The sequence below is a fragment of the Sphingobacterium sp. InxBP1 genome (assembly GCF_026191775.1).
GTDB classification, from domain to species: Bacteria; Bacteroidota; Bacteroidia; order Sphingobacteriales; family Sphingobacteriaceae; genus Sphingobacterium; species Sphingobacterium thalpophilum.
This window is the reverse complement of the sequence record NZ_JAINDX010000044.1, coordinates 429990-436985: the sequence shown is the minus strand read 5'-3', so window position 1 is coordinate 436985 and position 6996 is coordinate 429990. Positions and strand designations below refer to the sequence as shown.

The following is a 6996-nucleotide window of genomic DNA, read 5'->3' as shown; positions in this document are numbered from 1 at the left end:
TAAAAAGTGGACGATGCCTATTCAGAATTGGGGCATTATCCTAAATCAGTTCTTAACTTTATTTGAAAAAAGAGTCCAGTTATAAGGAACATAACTGAACTCCGTATTTTTTATTTACACACTTAGTGGGACAGTCCCTTTTTCAGGGTTCATAAGTGTGTATATTTTTATAATTATTCTCGATATGTCTTATTTGAGCAACATCGATGTTAGACATAAGAGCAATTGACTCGATAGCTACGCCTTTTTGGATAAGATCTTCTATAATAAGGTACTTTGCTTCTCCTACCTCAGCTTTTATCCAATCAACATTACTTTGAGCACTATCATCAATTGGAATAATATCAAGTAGACTTTGAATTTTATCCGAGTTTCTAATAGATAATAGTCTTACAAAAGAGCATACGTCAATTAACTCTAGATAACTCTTCCGAATTACTTTAGCTGACTCATCAGTGTTCTGGTACATTATTTTCAGCCTTTCTATAAAATATGAAAATGCATAGTGACTTTCATCTATGGAGAATTCGGAAGCTAATTTAAGTTGATAGATTAAATCTCTAGGGCTATGTTTATCGTTTACCATTTTTGTTCCGTTAAGTCTTTTTAATCTCCCTTTTATGATTTTGTTAAAATACTCTGGTTTGGTTTCGAGAAGAAATTGTTCATTGGTATTATTTAAAAGCTCCTTCTCGAGTTTTGACTCAAATTCCAACAAGTTTAAATGATTATTTAAATATGCTCCGGTATTTTGTCTTCCGCTATCTTTATCAATGGTATTGACGAATGTTTTCGCTAACGATGGGTCAGATTCGTACACCACATCAAGAATACTTCGATAATTGTCTCTGAGGAATGGGCTTTGGGGATTGCTCTTTATTGATATAATTAACTTTTCAAATATCTTTTTAAAGCTAAAACCTATTTGCTGCTTATCATTTATCGTCTCGAATATCATATTAAGTCTCCCGACAGTATCCAAAAACGATGGAAGTTCATATGCTGATTTTTCCGATTTAGAAATCAATAATTGCTTTTCTTTAAGATACTCATTTGGAAGTAAATTAGATATTGATATCCACATAAAAATCTTGTCTGATAAATTTGAGATATTTTTAACTTCATTAAGTATTTCTTCCCACTCACTCCATGTCGTTTTAGATTGAATTGAAAGCGCATTCGCGTAAACTAGTAACTGATAGCCCTTATGTCTAATATTATCTAAATCTGGCAGCTTGGAATCTGCAATTTCCCTGAAAAATTGTTGTATGGCGATTTTCTGTTGATTGCTTACTGGAGACTTCTTTGAATTGACTGACTTTTGTATTTGAATTATTTGATCGGCAATAAAGTAGTCATTATTCATTTTATTTGTTAACGCTAATATTTCTTTAATTATATTGAAATCTAAATCATATCCCTCGTTATTTTCGCTATATTCTTCATCCGGCAAACATTTCGTGAAAAGATATTTACATATTTTTGACAACGCTTTGTCTCTAATGTTCTTACTAGGTATTTCGTCTATATAAGGAAGGTTTTTATCATAAAAATACAAGCAAGGTATCGTGTCAACTATTGCATTAATTCTCTCATTTTTGTCTTTTATTTTTGTTAATTTGGGAATAATGTTATTTTTTATAAGTTCTATATGAAAAGAACTATCGGCATCTAAATGGGGGATTATTCGCAATATTAACGTTGACCATAACTTTATTTGCTGTTTTTCGGATGGTAGGGATGATATTATTCCTTCGATCGTCGCAAGATCTTCATCCGAATAATTTTTTTTGATTATTAAACCAGAAAAAATTCTTAATGCTAGATCGATTGTTAGGCTAAATATATGTGTTGCATTTGGATTGTCCAGCAGAAATTCTCTATCCTCTTTTTCTATCCGAGCTAAATTGAGAAAATTTTCTGCATATTTTTTTTCTTTCAAAAAGGAAAAATTATATGCTATTTCAAAACCTAAATCAACCTTATTTACGGATTTTTCTAGTTCTTTCCAAGTATTTTCTAGCTTATCGACGTATTTACCATTTGCTTCCTCGAATTTCTCTAATATAGAAATGATTTGTACATAAAGAAGACATTTTGATCGATTATCTATTATGAAATCAACTTTATCAAAGTATTTGAAGAATTTGATATTATCTTCTTTGTTCCCAGATTTATTGGTATTATTTATTATTTCTGTTAGAGCGAGCTTTTGGATGTCTGGATCAGTAATGCTATTAATCAATTCATCCAGTATCTTTGTTTCAATACGATCATTTTTTTGTTTTAAATATGTAGCTATGGTTTCAAGAAATGCATTGTCTCTGTCGATGGATTTGTTCAATTTTCTGCAGATATCAATGGCATCTTCTGGATAAAGTCTAACTAAGTTAGTAATAATATTTTGGACTATTTCAAAATGAGATGCTGTTTGTGATAAAATTTTATCGATGTTTTGTTTAATTGCTTCTCGGGCAGAGGTTAGATATATGGTAAGATCGAGAGATTCATTTGATTGGGAAATTTTAGAAGCTTCATTTGCGTACATGGCGAAGCAAGCGCATTTGGTGGGTAAATCGTCTATATTTTCGATTTCCGAATAAATATCTAGTAATCTTTCTTCTCCTTTTTCAATCTCGAAATTGCATATCGCTCTAGTTATATATAGCTTTATGGCTAAAAGGTCATTGGTAGTAGATGTACTTTGTATGGAGCCAACATAAGATTCTATCGTTTTTATGATATCATCTACGACATCTTTGTCCGATATATGTGGCAAAGGTAAAGCAAACACCCTGTAATCTGCGGATTTGGGCACATACTTGTCGCTTTTGTTTACAACTAATGACAGCCCAAGAGTTATAACTTCACTTATATTGCGGTTCTTAATATTTTTCCCTATCCAGTTTCTTATAAGAAATAGTTTTTGACTCGTACTTTCTAGCTGATTAACCTTATCAATTATTTCTTGGAATGTTTGGTTTTCTGATAAATGTAGAATAGCGTCCGCAAATTCTTTAATATGAGGATTTCTAATCTTTGAATAAACCTTAGAATTAATGTCTTCTTTAGACACATCATTTAGCCTATCGATATTTGAGTGAATAGATAGTGATATTTGAGCCAATGCCCAGTCAAAAGCGTTGTCGTTGTCTTGAATACTACCTGATAATTCTTCTATCAATCGAAAAGCTAATTGTGGGTTAGAGTACATTAATAAGGAAGCGATTTCCATGCCAGCTTCTTTTATATTTTTGAAATCTTTAGATGCGTCAATATCATCATAAAGTTCCAATATTTTATAGCTAATTTCGTCAGGTACTTTCTGCTCATTTTCTATATAAGCTTTCGCAATGGAAGCAAACATTTTAAGTTTGTCTTCTTTGAGAAAAGCTATGTTAGCAAGGTTTATAGCGTCAATATATCTTCCTATAACAAGGTTTGTTGCTATTTCATGTTGCCAAACTGTTGTTTGGCTCAAATCTTTAAGAGAAGATTTTAAAACAGAATATTTAAGGATTGTAGGTATATATTTGTTTTCGTTTTTACCTTGTATTGTTTGCAAAGCAACATGCGAAACTCTACTCACTACGCTAATTTTTTCACTCTCTTTCAAGAGTTGATACCATTTAGTGTTTTTATCTAATAATTTTACAAGTTCATCAGTGTTACCTGTCTTTTTATACATTTCTGGTAAAAGAATTAGAGAATTCACGTCTTGCAAATTATTTATTAAATGGTTAATGATTGACTGCTCAACTCGTGTTTTGTATCTTGCCAATTTTTTTTCCGCAAAACTTTTGAACCCATCAAAAATATATTCAAATGTACCGCGATAATTTTTTCTGATAAAAGGTATTTGCCTTAAGCTATCTATAACTTTTGCTTCATCAATATTTGGCTTATTAATAATATTTGTTAATTCTTTGGCATCGTATTTTTGCTCTTGAAATGCTATGATTGCCAACAAACTGTCTATGTTTTCTTCACTTTTGTGGTAATTTGTCCATACATAATTATATAACGAATTAAAATCGGACGACAAATTCTGTGTTAAATCTTTAACCGAAATTGCAGAAGTTTTTATAAGATCTCTAAAGAATACTATTTTTCCTGGATTGTTTTGACATATCTTGTTAATTTCCTCAAATTCTCGGGTAGAAATACTCTGTCCATATATTCTTATGGATTCGTCAATCGAAAGTACGATCATCTCGAGCTTATCAAATCCCACATTTGATTTCAATAATGGTCTGTTCTGCTTTCCGGATAAAATAAGTCTAATATTAGATTTATGGTAAGGAATAAAATCGAGAATATTCTCTTTAATTTCTTCAAGTCGCTCCTTACTTATTTCTTCTATACCATCAAAAATAAAATATATTTCGCTATTTCGAAATTTGGTTAATTGACTTAAACAAGTTGTGAAGTAGTCTTTTAGCCAAGATTCATCTGTATACTTATTAGTATCTACTTCATCATATAGCTCTATTTTTTTTGTTAGAAAATGAATCTGATTGCAAATGGAAGATAAAATGGAAGAAAGAGAATTAGTTATAGCATCTCCTCCATCAATAAAATGGGAAATACAATTATCTGGATTTCTAGCTATGAATTGGTGTAAGAGAGTTGTTTTACCGATGCCATCATCACCTTCTATAAACAGTACATTGTGTTTTGATAGCTTACTTTTAATTGTTTGAATAATATTATCTCTTTTTACCTCATTTTCAATGAAAGGACTGTACGCTCCTCCAGATAGATCTGCTAATTTTTTTATATTAAGTATGTGTCCTGTTTCTAGTTCTCCTGAGGGAATACGTTGAATAAGCTGATGATAATTTTTGAACGTGAAATACAAGTAGACTCTAACGTACTCTTTATAAAAATCCGTTATGTTTGTCTGAAGAATATTAGGGTTGTTGTGTGAATGAGCATTTCTTTTGTGATATGCAAAATGCAAAGACCTTCCGAAATCACTTCCATCTGCAAAAAAAACATTAAAGTCATCGTGTGGATATTTATTCTCTTTATAAGGAACATTCTCTGCAGTGGAATTTGTGTTGGTATGGTAAAATGTTCTCTGATCTCGAACCGCACTTGGTGCAAGATTGTTATTTCGCACAATTTGTTGATAACACCAGGAAAGAGTAGGTGTATCATAAGGATTATTTGCTGTATAAACTACCCCGATCATCGAATACATTTTTTTTAGATAGCTCTCGAGATTGTGAGCTAAATCTTTCACAAAATCCTTTCGATGAATTCCTTTTAGTAGAAGATTATCTAAAGCATTAAAAATTTCGTAGTTGTCTGACAGTTGATCCTTATTGCTCTCTACAATATACTTAAAAATATTTAGTCCTTTTTCGAAGTCAATCCCCATAAAGGCTGTTAAAGCATAACGTTGAAAATCAGTTTTTATAAAATTTTCAATAATTGCATCTTTTAAATTATACCAGTTTATTTGTCCAGTCATAACATTGGTTAGTAAATGTAAATTAGGTTAGTGTTGGCTGTTTATTAAAACAATTTTATTATTTCTCTATTGTAATTAGACATTTCGAAGCTTAATCAAACCTTTATTTTATAATCCACTAATTTTAAAATCTCGTCCTTCGACATCTTTTCATACTTTTCAGCATGATCTTTATGTACAAAGATCTTGGGCGAACTACTTTTAAAGAGTGGTACGATCATTTGGTTGCGTGGAGGTTTGCTGAGGAGATTGGTGATTTCAGTAAATTTTCTCTTTTCGAGTTTTTTATCCATTTGTGAATGAAGATATTTCGCTGTAGTTGGTTTATTCAAATGACCTTCTGAAATAAGACGATCTAATTCATTTGCTAATAAGTTTTCTGTTGATCTTAACTTATTTCTAGTACTTTTCTCTATAGCAGTTTGCGTTGGTGATGGTAAATCTTTAATATCAATATCATTTTTAGAGAACTCAACAAATTTATTATACGAAACTCCCCAAACACGTGTGGAAATTTTGTTAGCATCATCTAGAGTCAATTTTCTTTTTAAACGTTCAAAAGCACTATAATCAGATTGTATAATGCCTGCAATTTTTGCTATTGTTTCTTGACTTAATTTAAATTTAAGTCTTAAATATTTAAGTGCTCTTGAGAATTCTTCGTTGGCCATTTTTGTAAATAGATTTAATTTTATTTGATTTATTCTATTTATATATTTATATTTGTCATGTAGTTATAGCGAAAAGTAGGGCAGTAAGCCCAACTTAACGATGTCACTCTCGTTCCGAAATCGCCAAATTCCCACGAGATGACCGTAGGTTCGCCATATCTCTCGGTAATGTTTATATTTGTAAAAATTACCAGAGGGTGAACCTTATGTCAGTCTTTTGGGGAACCCTAACTTCGGTTAGGTTGGCGTTTGGCGATGCCTGGTCAGAAGCATTAAGGTTCATTCTTTGGTTAATCTATAGCGAAGCCTAGAACATTAAAGAGAGACGTCGTTCACATAAAACCAAAACAATTATGAGAACGAAACGAAAAAACACCACTCATTCCCCGCATTCGATCAGAGATCGCATGAAGAGGTACTCCCGCAAATCACTTTTAAAGAACATTTTTCGTGCGCCTGAATAGGTCACAATAAATAAAACAGGCTGTAAAGAGCAATAAAAAGGGAAGGAGTAGACTTTCCTTAAAACAAAAAAACAGCTGAACCCAGTTCAGTTAATTTCCCTCTTGATATGCCTGTCACCGACCTATACATTTAAATGATTGCATAAAAAGGTAATATTGGCCAATGAAATCAACTTGTTTTAATATTCGCACCTTAAAATTAAGCAAAGTTTTATTGAATCCAAACTTTTAACCGTTAGTTTTTATTGTAACACAATAGCATGTTATGGGTCGGTTTGTCTTTTTATTCCGGTAGGAAGCGCCATAATTATTCCTAATCAATGCCGTGTAACCGTTTTGGCGGCGCTTTTCGGATAAGCTAATTCTTTATTGTTGGATCAGC

2 protein-coding genes are annotated in these 6996 nt (G+C 31.7%); both read right to left on the bottom strand.

Annotated elements, in window-relative coordinates:
* Positions 1-142: 142 nt before the first annotated feature.
* Positions 143-5479 (bottom strand): AAA family ATPase, encoded by a 5337-nt coding sequence (locus K7A41_RS12610; RefSeq protein ID WP_265713963.1) that lies wholly within the window; start codon positions 5477-5479, stop codon positions 143-145.
* Between the two features lie 95 nt (positions 5480-5574).
* The gene (locus K7A41_RS12605; RefSeq protein WP_265713962.1) at positions 5575-6150 is read right to left on the bottom strand and encodes a helix-turn-helix domain-containing protein; all 576 of its coding nucleotides are present in this window, start codon (positions 6148-6150) and stop codon (positions 5575-5577) included.
* Positions 6151-6996 lie beyond the last annotated feature (846 nt).

Excerpts from the sequence above, each read along its gene's own strand:
- K7A41_RS12610 (WP_265713963.1), bottom strand. The coding sequence starts at position 5,479 with ATGACTGGACAAATAAACTGGTATAATTTAAAAGATGCAATTATTGAA.
- K7A41_RS12605 (WP_265713962.1), bottom strand. The coding sequence starts at position 6,150 with ATGGCCAACGAAGAATTCTCAAGAGCACTTAAATATTTAAGACTTAAA.